Genomic DNA, 14,722 nt, shown 5'->3' with positions numbered 1-14,722 from the left:
CCACGCGGCCTAGGCGGCCCGCTGCGATTCCTCGGCCGCCGGCGTGGCGGCGTCGGCGTCGTCCGGCACCAGGAACTCGGTCGAGGGCCGGCCATCGGCATTGTGCTGCACGATGCGGCGCGGGCGGCCGTGGGCGTCGAGCCATACCTGGCCGATGCCGGCGCCGTTCCACAGGCGCTCGCCGCGCGTGCGCTGGTCGGGCAGGCGCGGGCTGAGGGCAAGGTCGCGCCGCTTGGTGAACCAGTTCAGCGGCGAGCGCGGCGAATACAGCCAGCGGTTCAGGCGGTCGAGCCAGTCGAGCAGGCGGCGCGGGAATTCGTTCTTGATGCCGCTGCTGGTGATCTGCCACACGTGCTGCGGGCGGTCCGATTCGCGCACCTCGACGTCGTACACGAAGGAATAGTGCACGTCGCCCGACAGGATCACGTAGTTGCCCGGGGTGCGCGAGTGGCGGAAGATATTGAGCATGCTGCTGGCCGCGCCGCGATGCGCCATCCAGTTCTCGGCGTCGACCGTGAGCGCCAGCCCGGCGAAGGTGGCGATGCGCTGCACCACCTCGATCAGCTTGACGCCGAACATCGGCGCCGCCGAGACGATCACGGCCGCCGTCTCGTCGAGCAGTTCGTGCTGCAGCTCGGTCAGCGATTCCCAGTCCATCAGGCCCGACGGATGACCGGGCGTGCGCCGGTTGCGCCAGCGCCGCGTGCGCGTGTCGAGCACGATGATGGCGGGCTGGGTGCGCAGCATATAGTCCCACTGGCGAAACGCGAGCAGGTGCTGGATCAGCGCGTCCTGCGCGCTCGGCTCGAGCCGGCCGCGCGCATCGGGCGCGGCGGTCAACGCCGCCATGGCGTCGAGCGCTTCGCCGAACACGTCGGGCCGGTTGCCCCAGCCCTGGCACAGCATATAGGCCGCCAGCGCATTGCCGATGATGCGGCGCGAGAACGGGTGCCCGTAGGCGGTGGTCTCCCACTTCGCCGACAGGTTCCAGTCGTCGGTGACGTCGTGGTCGTCGAAGATCATCAGGGTCTGCACGTGCGCCAGCAGGCGCGCGGCGGCCGGCAGGTCGGCGCAGAAGCCCTGCAGCGCCGCGCCTTCGCGCCGCCAGCGTTCGACGTGCTTCGGCGTCAAGGGCGGCATTGGCGGTTCGCCCACGATTTGCCACGGCGCCGGCGACCACACCAATAAATACATCGCCATCACCTCGGCCAGCGTCACCAGGTGATTATGGGCGTTGGCGGTGGTGAAGATCGGCTTTTCCGAGCCGCCGAAGAAGCGGTCGCGCAAGTCGTCGTTCGACTTGAACGCGGGCAGCAGGTCTTCGCGCCGGTAATAACCGGCCGGGTGGGCATACAGCGCTTCGCTGTCTTCCACCACCGCGCCCTCCAGGCATTCGCCGTACAGGCCCAGGCGTTCGATCAGCGCGTGGATGGCCGCCAGCATCGGGCCGGCCACGTCGTCGGCATACACCTGGTCGCCGCACAGCATGAGCATGGCGGGCCGCGCGCCGGCCTCCTGGATGCGATCGGCCAGCAGCGCGTCGGCGCAGGCCAGTCCGTCGCGCGAGCGGTGGTGCGGCTTGCGGCAGGAACCGTAAAGGATATCGTCCATGCGGCTGCGCAGCACGAAGCTGGGCCGCTCCGCCCCCGCGTGCAGCAGGTGCGGCGCCCAGTGCGCGACGCCGGCGCCGCCGTCCAGCAGCAGGTCGTACTCGACCAGCACGTCCTGCGGCAGCGGCTCGTCCAGCGCGACGTCGATCAGGTGCACGTAGGCATGGCGGCCGACGCGAACGACGCGGCACGCCGCGCCGTCGAGGCGCAGGCGGCGCGCCGGGCCGCCCTGCGGCGCCAGCGCCAGGGTCAGGTCGAGCGCGTCGCTGCCGACGAGCCACAGCACCAGGCGGCCCGGCTCGAGGCGGCGCAGGATGGGGCCGGCCAGCACGGGCGGGAGGTCGGTGGAAGGAACAGTCTGGATCAACGCGGCACGGTCATCAAGGGAAACGATCGGCCGAGTGTAGCAGATGGCGTCCGCTCATCCGCGCGCGATCACGAGCAGGCCGGCGACGATCAGCCCGCAGCCGGCCAGCTTGGCCGGGGTGAGCGCCTCTTGCAGGAACAGCCAGCCCAGCACCATCGCGATCACGACGCTGCCCTTGTCGATCAGGGCGACGGTGGACACCTGCCCCTCCTTGATCGCCTTGTAATAAAAGATCCACGACAGGGCGGTGGCCACCGCCGAACCTGCCAGCCACGCGATATTGGTCGGGGTGAGCGCCTGCAGCTCGCGCGCCGGGACCACGGCGGCCGCGAACAGCAGCACGAACACGAACACGAAGCAGGTGCGCACCGCCATGCCAAGGTCGCCCGAGATGCCGGTGAGGCCGGGCTTGGCGATGACGGCCGTCACGCCGGCGAACAGCATCGACAGGAAGGCATATACCACCCAGCGTTCCATGTGCCGTCCTTAATAATAGACGCAGATGCGCTGGCCGTCGACCTCGTGCACCCGGATGTCGAGCTGGTACAGGTCGCGCAGCACCTCGGGCTGGATCAGCTCTTGCGGCGTGCCGTGGTAGGCCACCTTCCCGCCGCGCATGGCGACGATGCGGTCGGCGTAGCAGGACGCGAAGTTGATGTCGTGCAGGACCAGGATCACGGTCTTGCCCAGTTCGCGCGAGGTGCGGCGCAGCAGCCCCATCATGTCGACCGCGTGGCGCATGTCGAGGTTGTTGAGCGGCTCGTCGAGCAGCACGTAGTCGGTGTCCTGGCACAGCACCATGGCCACGAAGGCGCGCTGGCGCTGGCCGCCCGAGAGCTGGTCGAGGTAGCGGTCGGCCAGCGCTTCCAGGCCCAGGTAGCCGAGCGCGCGCTCGACGTGGGCCGCATCCTCGACCGTCGGCCGGCCCTGCGTGTGCGGATAGCGCCCGAAGGCGACCAGGTCGCGCACCGTCAGGCGCATCGGCAGGTGGTTGTCCTGGCGCAGGATGGCCAGGCGCTTCGCCAGCTCCTTGCTATCGCCCTTGACCACGTCGATGCCATCGACCAGCACCCGGCCCGCGCTCATCGGCAGCAGGCGGCTGATCATCGACAGCACGGTCGACTTGCCCGCGCCGTTGGGGCCGATGATGGCGGTGACGCCGCCTGCCGGCAGGGTGAGCGTCACGTCGTCGACGACCACGGTGTCGGCATAACGCTTGCTGATATGGGAAATCTCGATCATCTAGGACTTTCTACGGGTGATCAGGAACAGGAACAGCAGGCCGCCCACGAACTCGATGACGACGCTGACGGTGGCGTTCAGTTCGAGCACGCGCTCGAGCAGCACCTGGCCGCCGACCAGGAACACCACGCCCCACAGCACGGCCATCGGCAGCAGGTAGCGATGCTTGCCGGAGCCGGCCGTCACATAGGCCAGGTTGCTCACCAACAGGCCGAAGAAGGTGACCGGGCCGACCAGCGCGGTCGACACCGACACCATCACCGCGATCAGGGCCAGCGTCAGCATCACCGTGCGCCGGTAGTCGATGCCGAGGTTGACCGCGATCTCGCGGCCCAGCGTCAACACGTCGTACTGGTGGCGCAGGCGCCAGGCCAGCAGCGAAGCCAGGCCGATGGCGACCGCCGCCACCCACAAGAGACCGGTCTGGATCGTATTGAAGGACGCGAACATGCGGTCTTGCAGCACCATGAACTCGTTGGGATCGATCAGGCGCATCACGAAGCTCGACAGGCTGCGGAACAGGAGCCCGAACACGATGCCGGCCAGCAGCATCAGGTGCAGGCTGTGCGCGGCGCCGTTGAACAGCGCCCGGAACAGCAGGCAGGCGAAGCCCGTCATCAGCACCACCTCGATCGCGAAGCGCAGGTTCGGGTTGCCGGTCTCCGTCAACGGATCGATGCCGAGGCTGAAGATGATCGTGGCCTGGATCAACAGGTACAGGGCGTCGAAGCCCATGATCGACGGCGTCAGGATGCGGTTGTGGGTGATCGTCTGGAACAGCACGGACGAGACCGCGATCGCATACGCCACCAGCAGCATGGCGGCCAGCTTGGCGCCGCGGAACGGCAGCACGAAGTCCCAGTTGCCGCCGGCGCCGATCAGCATGAAGGCCGCGACGACGGACAGCGCCAGCGTTGCGAGCAGGGCCAGGCGCGCTTTGGGGGATAGATCAAGCGTCACGTGAACGACCTCGCAGCAACAGGAACAGGAACAGCGCGCCGCCGATGATGCCGACCACGGTGCCGATCGGGATCTCGTAGGGATACACGACCAGGCGGCCGATGATGTCGCAGGCCAGCACGAACAGCCCGCCGAGCAGCGCGACCCAGGGCACCGAACGGCGCATATTGTCGCCGAACAGGATGCTGACCACGTTCGGCACGATCAGGCCCAGGAAGGGAATGCTGCCGGCCGTGACCACCACCACCGCCGAAATCGCCGACACGATCAAGAGGCCATAGAAGGTCAGGCGCTTGTAGTTCAGCCCCAGGTTGGTGGTGAACTGCTGGCCCATGCCGGCCACGGTGAAGCGGTCGGCCGCGACCCAGGCGGCGAAGGCCAGCACCGCGCCGAGCCACAGCAGCTCGTAGCGCCCGCGCAGCACGCCGGAAAAGTCGCCCACGGTCCAGGCGTGCAGGGTCTGCAGCATGTCGTAGCGGAAGGCGAAGAAGGTCGTCACCGCCTGGATCACGCCGCCCAGGATCAGGCCCACCAGCGGCACCAGGTAGGGTGAGCGCAAGGGGATGCGGCGCAACAGGCCGAGGAACAGGAAGGTGCCGGCCATCGCGAAGGCGGCCGCCACCAGCATCTTGCCGAACACCGGGGTATCGGGCGCCAGCAGCGCCAGCACCAGGACGCCCAGCGTGGCGGCCTCGATGGTGCCGGCGGTGGACGGTTCGACAAAGCGGTTACGGACCAGCATCTGCATGATGAGGCCCGCCACGGCGAGGGACATCCCGGCCAGCAGCAGGGCCAGGGTACGCGGCAGGCGGCTGACGACCAGCAGTTGCCAGTCGGTCGACTGCGTGCCCGCGAGCAGGCCGGCGAAGCTGAAATCGCCGGCGCCGATGGCCACGCTCAACGCGACAAGCGCCGCCGTCAGTAATAACGGCAGCGCCAGCCAGGCGTGCGAGATGTGACGAGGGGCACGCGCGCTGGCGTGGCCCCCGGCTTGGCGCATCATGGCGCCCCGCCGCAGAGCGGCGGCTTGTTTACAACCATTGCAATCAGCGTCCTGCGGTGTTCAGTGCGCGCGACAGCTGGTCGACGTTCTCCTGCAGCGCGGTGATGCCGGCGCCGCCCAGGGTGTACCAGTTCAGGCCATCGAGGTAGACCACGCGCTTGTTCTTCCAGGCGTTCGACTGGCGCACCAGTTCGTTGTCCAGGAATTTCGCGGCGGCCGTGCCTTCGCGGCCGATGGCGGCGTCGCGGTCGATCACGAACAGCCAGTCGGGATTGGTCTTCTGGATGAATTCGAAGGAGATCGCCTGGCCGTGGTTCGAGGTGTCGAGCTTGGCCACCGCCGGCTTGATGCCGAAGGTGTCGTGCAGGACGCCGAAGCGCGAGCCCGGACCGTAGGCGCTCATCTTGCCGCCGGTGGTCAGGACGATCAGGCCGGCGCCGGCCGTTTCGGCCTGCTTCTTCAGGGCGGCGATCGAGCTGTCCAGCTTGGTGGTGAGTTCCTTGGCGCGCGCCTGCTTGCCGAACAGGCCGGCCAGGGTATTCACGTTGTTCTTGGCGCTGGCCACCAGGTTGGTGCGGTCCGGGGTCAGGTCGATGGTCGGGGCGATCTTGGCCAGCTGCGCGTACTTGGCCTGCGAACGGCCGCCGACGATGATCAGGTCGGGCTTGGCGCCGTGGATTTTTTCATAGTCCGGCTCGAACAGGGTGCCCATCTTGGGGGCGCTGTTGTAGCGCGCCAGGTGGCGCGGCAGCGGACGCGCGGTGGTGCTCATGGTCGGCACGCCGGCGACATTCACGTCCAGCGCCGACAGGTTGTCCAGCGTGGTGGCGTCGAGCACGATGACCTTCTTCGGATTGGCCGGGACGGCGGTGGTGCCGCTCGCATGCTTGATCTGCACGGTGTTCTGGGCTTGCGCAGGAAGCGCGCCGAAGGCCAGGGCAGCGCCGACCGCCAGCACTGCGCGGCGGCCTTGGAAGATGTTCTTGATGGTCATGTCGGTATTCCTGTCTCGTTCAACAAATGGGGTATGTAAAAGCGTGTGGTCAGAAGCGTGTGGTCACCCCGAGCCACAGGCGGCGACCGTCGCCGACCGTGTTGTAGGTCAGCTCGTCCAGGCGCTTGTCGCTGACGTTGAACAGCGCGGCCTTGATGGCGACGCTGCGGCTCCAGTCATAGGTCATGCCGATGTCGCCGATCGTGTAGTCGCCATATTCCTTGGCGCCGTTGGGCAGGGTCACGCCATTGCTGCCCGACCGCGCGGCGGCATTGATTTCCTTGCCGTTGTAGGTGACCGAGGCCCACAGGTCGAGCGCGTCGGTGAGGTTCCAGTCGGCGCGCAGCGTGCCGCGGTGCTTCGGCGTGCGGGTCAGCGCATAGCCGGCGTAGGCGCCGCCCTTCTGCTCCGAATCGGTATAGGTGTAGTTCGACTTGAACGACAGCGCGCGTAGCGGCTGCCAGGTCAGGCCCAGTTCCAGGCCCTGGATCGTGGCGTCGTCGATGTTGTAGCTGTACCAGAGGCGGTAGTTCGGGTCTTCCGACCAGCGCGCGATCGAGCCGTCGTCGTTGTAGATCAGCGCGTTCGACACCTTGTCCTTGAAGTCGGTGTAGAACAGCGTCGCATTCGCCTGGATGCCGGCCTTGTTGTTGTAGTGGGCGGACAGTTCGTAGCTGGTGCTGGTCTCGGCCTTCAGGTCCGGGTCGCCGATGATGACGCCGCAGGTGCCGTTCGGGCCGTAGGTGCAGCCGCCGCCGCCGGTGGTGTAGGCATAGCCCGGCGCGATGTTGCGGATTTCCGGCGCGCGAAAGCCACGCGAGACGCCGCCCTTGATCGTGACCGCGTCGCTGGTATGCCAGACGGCGTACAAGCGCGGCGACCAGTGGTTGCCGTAGATTTCGTGGTCGTCGGCGCGCAGGCCGGCGGTCAGCGCCAGGGTGTCGGTCAGGCTCCATTCGTCTTCGACGAACAGCGCCTTCTGGATGATGCTGAAGTGCTCGTCCACGCCGGTGCGGCGGCCGGGGTTCTGGTCTAGGAGTTCGCCGCGGTTGTACTGGCCGCCGATCACCAGGAAATGGTCGCCCAGGCGGGTGTTGAGCTTCGCGTCCAGCACCGTGTTCTTGATTTCCGGCGCGCGCGTGTTGCGGATGTAGTCGCCGGCGCGGTCTTGCGCGTAGGTCTCGCGCTGGCCTTTTTCCTGGGTCAGGGCGACCTGCGAGGTGGCCCAGCCCCAGCGGCCGTTGTGCGACAGCGACCAGTGGTCGCGGCTGTGTTCCTGGCGGGTGTTGGCAGCGTTCGGCGCCAGCACGCCACCCGCCGAGCTGTGTCGCTTGAGCTCACTCTTGCCGGCTTCGAGCAGCACGTCGTGGGCGGCGTTCGGGGTCCAGGCCAGGCGCGCGGTCAGGTCGCGGTCCTTGGCGCCGTTGAAGCCGTTCAGGATCTCGTCCTCGGTGCGCTTGTTCTGCTTGCCCCACAGCTGCAGGCCGAGGACGTTGCTGGCGATCGGACCGTTCAGGAAGAACTGGCCCTGGGTCGAGTTGCCCGAATCGCTGTGTTCCTGCAGGGTGCCGTCGACGCCGAGCGAGCCGCCCCAGGCCTTGGCGACCTTGCGCGTGATGATGTTGATCACGCCGCCCATGGCGTCGGAGCCGTACAGCGAGGACATCGGGCCGCGCACGACTTCGATGCGCTCGATCGCTTCCAGCGGCGGAATGAAGCTCTGCTCGTAGCCGGCGTTGCCGTTGGTGCGCGCGTCGCGCGTCGACTGGCGCTTGCCGTCCACCAGGATCAGCGTGTATTGCCCCGGCAGGCCGCGAATCAGGATATCCTGTTCGTTGGCGACGCCGGTGACGGTGACGCCCTGGACGTCGCGCAGCGCGTCGGTCAGGTCGCGAAACGGACGCTTTTCCAGGTCTTCACGGGTGATCACGGTGATGCTGGCGGGAGCGTCGGTGGCCGACTGCTCGAAGCCGGCGGCGGTCACGACGACGGTCGGCACGGTGCCGGACGCGCCGGCGGCTTGCGGGTTGAAATCCGGTGCTTCCGGTGCGGCGTGGGCGCTCAGGGCCAGGGCGCCGTGGAGCGCCGCCGCGATGGTCGTCCGTTTGAACCATGCCGTTGTCGTGTGCTGCATACGCTTCGTTCTTTCTCTGTCGCTCAAAATTCTTTTATACGGCGAACACCTATTGCCAGGCCCGTTCGCGGTGAATGATAATGATTATCATATGCAATTAACCGCCAGAAAGTTTGTCAAGTTGTGGCAAGTCTTGATATTCCAGCAATGAATCCTGTTTCCACTTCATCCCGTATCCTCGTGGTCGACGACCACGCCGACATCCGCGACCCGCTCGCCGCCTTCCTGCGCCGGCACGACCTGGAGGTGCTGACCGCCGCCGACGCCGCGACCGCGCGCACGCTGCTGCGCCAGCATCGGATCGACCTGGTGGTGCTCGACGTCATGCTGCCGGGCGAGGACGGCCTGTCGCTGTGCCGCCACCTGGCCGAGACCAGCAGCACGCCGGTGATCCTGCTCACCGCGATGGCGAGCCAGGAAGACCGCGTCGCCGGGCTCGAGATCGGCGCCGACGATTACGTCACCAAGCCCTTCGATCCGCGCGAACTGGTGGCCCGCATCAAGGGCATGCTGCGGCGCCTGAGCCGCGCCGCGACCGGCTGGCACGGCCGCCGCTACGCCTTCGGCGACTGGACCCTGGACATGGCCAGGCGCGAGCTGGTTGACGCCGGCGGCGAACCGGTGGCATTGAGCACGTCGGAATTTCGCCTGCTGGGCGTGCTGGTCGAGCGCGCCGGAAAGGTGCTCAGCCGCGACGAGCTGCTCGACCTGACGCGCGACGGCGAGGTGCAGAACTTCGACCGCAGCATCGACAGCCAGGTCAGCCGGCTGCGCAAGAAGCTGGAAAGCGATCCGCGGCGGCCCCGCCTGCTCAAGACCTCGTGGGGCGACGGCTATGTGTTCACGGCCGACGTCAAGCCGCTGCCGGCGGCAGGCTGATGCGCCTGATCCCGAAGACCATGGGCGGCCAGCTGGTCGCGACGCTGCTGGTGGCCGTGCTGCTGGCGCACGCCGCCGCCATCGTGGCGCGCCAGCTGGCCCCGGACGCCATGCATCCGCTGGCCGCGCGCTACATGCTCGACCGCATGGCCGGGATCTACCAGTCGCTGCGCCTGTCGCCGGACAAGGGAGAAGAGATGCTGGCCGCGATCGGCTCGCCGAGCGCGCGCTTCTGGCTGGCCAGCGGCGCCAGCTCCACCAGCCTGGCGATGAACGAGGCCGAACGCAAGCAGGCGCAGGCCCTGGCCGAGCGCCTGTCCGGCATGTCGGCGTCGGCGCCGGCGCCGCGCAGCTGGGTGCAGCTGACCGACCATGCGCCGGGCGACGATGGCGTCAAGCAGGCCGGCATGCTGGCCTCGGTCGAGCTGCCGGACGGACGCTGGCTGGTGGGCTACCAGCAGTCGCCCGGCGGCAGTCCCTGGTGGCGTCCGCTGCACTTCTCGATCCCGGTGAGCACCCTGCCGGTGCTGCTGGTGGCGCTGCCCTTCATCGGCCGCATCCTGCGTCCGATCCGCGCGCTGGAGCGCGCCGCCGAGCGCTTCAGCCGCGGCGAGCACGACGGCCCGCTGCCGGTGACCGGGCCGCGCGAGGCGCGCGAGCTGACGGTCGCCTTCAACACGATGGCCGAGCGCCAGCAGCGCTTCATCGAAGACCGCACGCGCATGCTGGCCGCGATCAGCCACGACCTGCGCACGCCGATCACCTCCCTGCGCGTGCGGGTGGAACTGATCGACGACCCCGAGCTGCGCGCGGCGATGATCCGCACGCTCGAGACGATGGGCCTGATGGTCGAGCAGACCTTGCGTTTCGCGGCCGAGGACTGCGTCGGCGAGCCGTCGCAGGACGTCGACCTGGCGGCGCTGATGCGCGAGCTGGCGGCGGAGCTGGCGCGTCCCGGAAAGCGCATCCGCTACGCCGGCCCGGACCGGCTGCCCTACCGCTGCCGCCCGATCGCCCTGCGCCGCGCCGTGGGCAACCTCGCCGAGAATGCGATCCGCCACGGCGCCGAGGTCACGCTGTGCGCCAGCGCGCCGGGGGATGACCGCGACGTGATCCTGGCCGTGATCGACAACGGCCCCGGCATTCCCGAGGCCGAGCTGGACCGCGTCTTCGAACCTTTCGCCCGCCTCGACAGCGCCCGCTGCCGCGACACCGGCGGCGACAACGGCCACGGCGGCGCCGGCGGCAGCGGCGTCGGCCTCGGCCTCTCCATCGCCCGCTCCTGCGTCGAAGCCCACGGCGGCACCCTCACCCTGACCAACAACACCCCCGGCCTCACCGCCACCATCACCCTCCCCGCCTGACCCTCCCTCAATGAGGGTCAGAGTAGAATTATTGAGCAATTTCTCCGCACTCCTAATAATGAGGGTCAGAGTAGAATTAATTGCCAATAACTCGCAATCAACTATTATCCGGGCCATGTTTACAACGCCCTTTTTAAAAGAAATTGCAAAATAATTCTACTCTGACCCTCATTGTATTTATCGCCAAACCGCCGCCTTGGGAACATTATCCTCTCATAGAGGAAATCATTTCTCGACTTGCAAGATTCTCTCATTAGTTTGATATCTCAGTGCAATTCAAAAGCCTTTAAATAATTAGGGTCAGAGTCGAATTATTGAGCAATTTCTCACCAAATTGAATTAAGTAGGGACAGAGTCAGCTTGGCCGGCAATTTCCTTTCCAATCGAATAATCAGGGTCAGAGTCGAATTACAAGCAATTCTGAAGAATTGCTCAATAAATCTACTCTGACCCTCATGTTGGGGGTGGGGGTGGTGGCGCACGGGTGAAGATTTCGCTTGCGCGGCGTGATGGGTGAGATAGAATAATGAATGAGAATCATTATCATCTGATGCCACCAACCTGCGTCGAGAGGAACGATATGTGCGACAAACACGCTTCGAACGTGCCCTGCCCTGCTGACGGCACGCAGGGATCGCGCCGGCGGCGCGTGTGGGAGCTGTCCCATGCCTGCCATTGCCCGCTGGTCGGGGTCGGGTTGCCGCTGGGCGGCTTGCGCAAGCTGGTGGAGAAGGTGACGGGCGGGAAGGTGCTGCACGACGATTACGACATCCACGTCGGCACCGTCAGCGAGTGCGCCCTGCGCACGCCGGTCGCCGATGCGGTGCAGAAAGAGCTCGAGCGCCGCTATGCGCAGCACGTCCAACGCTTCCGCGCCGCCAAGAGCACCGAGCAGGTCGAGGCCATGTGGGACGCCGCGGTGGCCGCCGGCGACGTCGCCGGGGCGTTCTGGGCCGGGCTGTCGCATCCGCGCTGCAGCACCGCGCTCGAAGAAAAGATGTGCCGCGACATCCATATGGTGCAGCACCAGGCCGGCGCCTGCGCGCGCGCCGACATCAACAAGTTCAACGCAGTCGTCGCCGACAACGCGCGCCTCGAACGTGACGTTGCGCGCCTGCAGGAACGCTGCAATGCGCTGGGACAGGAAAAGGCGGTCGAGTGCGAGCGCCTCGAGAACCAGCTGCGCGCGGCGCGGGCGGCGACCATCGCGCGCGATGGCGACGTCCAGGCCTTGCGCGCCGAACTGGCGCGGCTGCAGGCCAGCGTTCCCGACCTCGACACGCGCGAGCGCCTGGCCGAGCGGGTGGCGCAGATGGAGGCGCGCGAACAGGCGCTGCGCGCCCAGCTGGCGGAGCTGAAGGCGGCGCGCGCTCCTGCTCCCACCCCGGCGCCGGAAGCCGAGGCCGCGCCCGAACCGATCCAGGTGGCGCCGGTCGCGACGCCGGTGCGCCTGGAAAACCGCAGCGTGCTGTGCGTCGGAGGCCGCAGCAGCAGCGTGCCGATCTACCGCAATATGATCGAGCGGGTCGGCGCCCAGTTCGCCCACCACGACGGCGGCCTGGAGGACAGCAGCAGCCAGCTCGACGCCAGCCTGGCCGCGGCCGACCTGGTGATCTGCCAGACCGGCTGCATCAGCCACAGCGCCTACTGGCGCGTGAAGGACCATTGCAAGCGCCACGGCAAGCGCTGCGTCTTCGTCGACAACCCGAGCGTCTCGAGCCTGGTGCGCGGCCTGCAGGAAGCCGCCACCGAGGACACCCAACCCGGCTAACGCTGTTCACGCAGCCAGCGCGCGGATCGCCGCCACCAGGCGCTCCAGCTGCGCCGTGGTCGTGTAGTACGAAGGCGTGACGCGGATGCAGCTGCCGCCGACCGGGCCTTCGCGCGCCACCGTGAAGATGCCATGCCGGTCGAGCAGCGTGCGCGCCAGCGCCACGTTGTCCTCGAACGACGTCTTTCCCTGCAGGCGGAACGAAGTCACCGCGCCCGTCATCCCGGCGTCGTCCGGCGTCAGCACCTGCACGCCCGGCAGCTCGCGCACCCGCGTCACCCAGTAGTCGCGCAGCGCGCGCAGGTGCGCCGCGCGCGCCGCGAGCGGAATGCGCGCATGGAAGGCCAGCGCGCTCGGAATCGTCATCACCGCCGCCACGTTCAGGGTGCCGGCGTTCACGCGCGCGCGGATGTCGGTCGGCGGATGCTCGGTGTTGCCACAATCGATGTCGATGTCCTGCAGGCGGCCCTCGCGCACATAGAGGAACCCGAGACCGAGCGGCGCCCCGATCCATTTGTGCAGGTTGGCCCCGACGAAGTCGGCGCCCAGGTCGGGAATGCGGAAATCGAGCTGGCCGAACGATTGCGCGACGTCGACCACCACGTCCACGCCGCGTTCCCGGGCGATGCGCGCGATCTCGGCCACCGGCAGCACCAGGCCGGTGCGATGGTTGATGTGGGTGAGCAGCAGCAGCCGCGTGCGCGGATGGCGCCGCAGCGCCTCGGCATAGGCGTCGATCACGTTCTGACGCGTGGCCGGCTCGGGAATCGTCACCGAGACCAGCCCGGCGCCGCGGCGCCTGGCCAGCTCGCGCATGGCGTCCATCACCGTGCCGTAGTCCAGGTTGCAGATCATGACTGCTTCGCCGGCCTTCAACAGCCGGTAGTTCAGGATCAGGTTCTGCAGCGCCTCCACCGCGCTGCGCGTGAGCGCGATCTCGCCCGGCGCGGCGCCGGCATACGCCGCCAGCTGCGCGCGGATCGCCGTCATGTCCGCACGATCGAAGCGGGTGCGCAGGTAGTGCGAGTTGTGGCGGTTCAGGTAGTCGAGATTGCGTTTGTAGTCGTCCAGCACCGGCCGCGCCATGACGCCGTAATAAGCGTTTTCCAAATTGACGATGTCGCCGGCCACGTCGTAGCTGGCGCCAAGGCCGGCATCGTCGGCAGCGGCGGCCGCCGGCCAGGGCAGCGCCGCGCCCCCGAGGCTCAGGCCTGCGGCGGTGCGCAGCAGCTTGCGGCGGCGATAGGCGATCGGTTTCATGAAGGCTCCCGCGAGAATGGATGTGCAGGAAAGTATAGGCAGGCCAGCGCCGCGCGCCTGCCCCTGGAATGATCGCCCCATAAGCGCCGTTGATACCCCGGGCCGGCCGGCGCGCCGCCGGGTTAGAATCGCGCCAACACCCACCACCACCGGACCAGCGCCATGCTCAGCCGCGACATCGAGATCTTCCGCACCGTGATGACCTCGGGCTCCGCCACCCGCGCGGCGAAAGTGCTGGGATTGTCGCAGCCGGCCGTCAGCATGGCGCTGCGCCGGCTCGAGGAACGCGCCGGCCTGGAACTGTTCCAGCGCCCCGGCGGCAAGCTGCAGCCCACCCAGCAGGCGCAGGCCCTGCTGGCCGAGGTCCAGCGCCACTTCGTCGGCATGGACGTGATCGAGCAGCGCATCCGCAGCCTGAAGCAGTTCGGCGCCGGTCGGGTGCGCATCGCCGCCTTTCCCGGCCTCGGCACCGGTTTCGTGCCGCGCGTGCTGGCCGACCTGGCAGCGGCCGGCACGCGCAGCATGGTGTCGCTGCAGGTGGTGGGTTCACAGGACGTGCGCAGCCAGGTGCTGCGCGACGAGGTGGAGCTGGGCATCGCGGCCCAGGACGTATCCACCGCCGGCGTCGAGCATGCGCTGTTCGCGCACTACTTCGGCGTGGTCGCCCTGCCTCCCGGGCATCCGCTGGCGCGCAGCAGCGTGGTCACGCCGAAGCAGCTGGCGCGTCATCCCTTCGTGGCCCTGCATCCAGACGACGCGGTGAGCCAGCGCCTGGACGCGATTCTGCACGCCCATGGCGTGCAACTCCAGACAGTGGTCGAAACCTCGTACACCTTCAGCCTGTGCGAGCTGGTGCGCAACCGCATCGGCGTCGCCCTCGTCAATCCGGTCACGGCGGTCGACTACCTCGATGCCGGCCTGGTATTTCGTCCGTTCTCGGAGCGGCTCGAATTCACGGCGCTGACGATGTGGCCCGCCGGCCGGCCGCTGTCGCCCTTCGCGCGCCAGATGCTGGGCGCGATGCGCGCGCGGCTGCAGGCCGATATGGATGGCTTGCGCGCGACCATGCCGCCGGCCGCGGGCAAGGTCGCGCTGCACCAGTTCCAGCCGCTGGCGGCGTCCCCGGCCTGAGACGGCG

Annotated in this window: 12 protein-coding genes; 4 read left to right on the top strand and 8 right to left on the bottom strand. The window is 67.8% G+C overall.

Annotation, left to right across the window (positions count from 1 at the left end; all coding sequences use genetic code 11):
- Window positions 1–9: 9 nt before the first annotated feature.
- From LO55_RS11155 to LO55_RS11125, 7 genes are all read right to left on the bottom strand, one after another.
- The gene (locus LO55_RS11155) at window positions 10–1,941 is read right to left on the bottom strand and encodes a metallophosphoesterase family protein (protein ID WP_071363765.1); all 1,932 of its coding nucleotides are present in this window, start codon (window positions 1,939–1,941) and stop codon (window positions 10–12) included.
- A 90-nt stretch (window positions 1,942–2,031) separates the two neighbouring features.
- Window positions 2,032–2,454 carry an EamA family transporter gene (locus tag LO55_RS11150; RefSeq protein WP_071361509.1) on the bottom strand — a complete coding sequence of 141 codons (423 nt, stop codon included), beginning with the start codon at window positions 2,452–2,454 and terminating at the stop codon, window positions 2,032–2,034.
- A 9-nt stretch (window positions 2,455–2,463) separates the two neighbouring features.
- On the bottom strand, window positions 2,464–3,219 hold the full coding sequence (locus LO55_RS11145; RefSeq protein ID WP_071361508.1) for an iron ABC transporter ATP-binding protein: 756 nt from the start codon (window positions 3,217–3,219) through the stop codon (window positions 2,464–2,466).
- Window positions 3,220–4,179, bottom strand: a complete 960-nt coding sequence (locus tag LO55_RS11140) for an iron chelate uptake ABC transporter family permease subunit (RefSeq protein ID WP_071361507.1) — start codon at window positions 4,177–4,179, stop codon at window positions 3,220–3,222. It abuts the gene before it with no gap.
- Entirely contained in the window at window positions 4,169–5,179 is a 1,011-nt protein-coding gene (locus LO55_RS11135; protein WP_051205062.1) for an ABC transporter permease, read from the bottom strand. The genes LO55_RS11140 and LO55_RS11135 overlap by 11 nt, the downstream gene beginning before the upstream one ends.
- Before the next feature lie 46 nt (window positions 5,180–5,225).
- A complete protein-coding gene (locus tag LO55_RS11130; protein ID WP_005665560.1) occupies window positions 5,226–6,176 on the bottom strand; it encodes a siderophore ABC transporter substrate-binding protein in 951 nt (316 codons plus the stop codon).
- 49 nt (window positions 6,177–6,225) lie between these two features.
- Entirely contained in the window at window positions 6,226–8,310 is a 2,085-nt protein-coding gene (locus LO55_RS11125; protein WP_071361506.1) for a TonB-dependent receptor domain-containing protein, read from the bottom strand.
- Between the two features lie 147 nt (window positions 8,311–8,457).
- Here LO55_RS11125 and LO55_RS11120 point away from each other — a divergent pair, with 147 nt between their 5' ends.
- The 3 genes from LO55_RS11120 (at window position 8,458) to LO55_RS11110 (ending at window position 12,324) form a co-directional block, all read left to right on the top strand.
- A complete protein-coding gene (locus tag LO55_RS11120) occupies window positions 8,458–9,189 on the top strand; it encodes a response regulator (protein ID WP_005665557.1) in 732 nt (243 codons plus the stop codon).
- Window positions 9,189–10,553, top strand: coding sequence for an ATP-binding protein (locus LO55_RS11115; protein ID WP_083415298.1), 1,365 nt, complete (start codon window positions 9,189–9,191; stop codon window positions 10,551–10,553). Before LO55_RS11120 ends, LO55_RS11115 begins: the two co-directional genes overlap by 1 nt.
- Before the next feature lie 580 nt (window positions 10,554–11,133).
- Window positions 11,134–12,324 (top strand): DUF2325 domain-containing protein, encoded by a 1,191-nt coding sequence (locus tag LO55_RS11110; RefSeq protein WP_071361505.1) that lies wholly within the window; start codon window positions 11,134–11,136, stop codon window positions 12,322–12,324.
- 6 nt (window positions 12,325–12,330) lie between these two features.
- Here the strand turns inward: LO55_RS11110 and LO55_RS11105 are convergent, their stop codons facing one another.
- Window positions 12,331–13,584, bottom strand: coding sequence for an aminotransferase class V-fold PLP-dependent enzyme (locus LO55_RS11105; protein WP_071361504.1), 1,254 nt, complete (start codon window positions 13,582–13,584; stop codon window positions 12,331–12,333).
- A gap of 162 nt (window positions 13,585–13,746) precedes the next feature.
- Between LO55_RS11105 and LO55_RS11100 the strand changes: the two genes are divergently transcribed.
- Window positions 13,747–14,715 carry a LysR substrate-binding domain-containing protein gene (locus LO55_RS11100; protein ID WP_071361503.1) on the top strand — a complete coding sequence of 323 codons (969 nt, stop codon included), beginning with the start codon at window positions 13,747–13,749 and terminating at the stop codon, window positions 14,713–14,715.
- Window positions 14,716–14,722 lie beyond the last annotated feature (7 nt).

The organism is Massilia timonae (assembly GCF_001866515.1).
Classification (GTDB): domain Bacteria; phylum Pseudomonadota; class Gammaproteobacteria; order Burkholderiales; family Burkholderiaceae_D; genus Telluria; species Telluria timonae.
This window is presented reverse-complemented; position numbering and strand designations above follow the sequence as displayed.